The 845-nt window shown below is 49.8% G+C and carries 2 protein-coding genes; both read right to left on the reverse strand.

All coding sequences use genetic code 11. The annotated features are described in order from the left end of the window. On the reverse strand, window positions 1–485 hold a 485-nt coding region (locus AB4503_RS24730), incomplete at its 3' end, for a TrbC family F-type conjugative pilus assembly protein (RefSeq protein WP_372115871.1). A 253-nt stretch (window positions 486–738) separates the two neighbouring features. Continuing rightward, window positions 739–845: TraU family protein (locus AB4503_RS24735; protein WP_372115872.1), on the reverse strand; the 107-nt coding region annotated here is incomplete at its 5' end.

Here is an 845-nt window from a genome sequence, read left to right on the forward strand (position 1 = left end):
TGAATGGGCGCCTTATTGGGGGAGCGTATCAAGGCCTCGATCCGCTTGGCCGTGGCCGGAAAACCTTCAGGTAAGACACCGCGTATCACCAGTGGAACGCCTAAGTGCTCACTTTGCATCAGAAGCTGTTTGAGCGCGGTCTTGGGCATGGTGAGTGAAACAAACACCATTACCCCTTTTGGGGCTTGGTCAGGGTTGCGCGTGGGCTTTTGTCGCCCCAATAAGGGGGACAGGCTCTCCTCTTTTATCAAATCTTGAACATTGCGGCTGAGAGTCAGCGCTTCTTCTCGATAAGCCTGGGCTTTATTTTGTATGTCGTCCGTAGGCCACGTCTTCGCCGCCTCCGGTTGTTGAGTCATTTTTTGCTCAAGCTTGGCAAAAGATTTGAGCTCTTGCTCAGTGTAAGCTTGGGCGGGTAACGCGATAAAAAAACACAGAAAAACAAGAGAGCGCCTAAAGGTGCTCTCAAAAGATGGAATGGTCATAGTAACCTCTTCATTATGGCCGCTGAAAGGGTGGGTAGAGGGTGTGAGCGTTTTGGAAGCTGATTGACAGCACCTTACGAGCATTGAGATCGCGACAAAACGAGAAGCAAAACTGCGAGAGCGGGAAACAGCAGTAAATGTGCTTGTTGTTGGCGAGCTCTGTTTTTAAAAAATCGGTAAGGGAGTCAGGGTGACTGGCAATAAATAGGTCCGTTTCATTTTTGTGGGGAAGAATGGGCATCATCGCGTCACCTTATAAAAAGACACAGTTGCGCTTTCGCCATTGTACAAAACCAAAGTTATCCCCTGTCACCGGGTTGTCATGGCCGGCTTCCCAGATTGTGGTTGTCGTGGTGTACG

Source organism: Vibrio sp. 10N.222.55.B11 (assembly GCF_041473705.1).
Lineage (GTDB): Bacteria > Pseudomonadota > Gammaproteobacteria > Enterobacterales > Vibrionaceae > Vibrio > Vibrio crassostreae_C.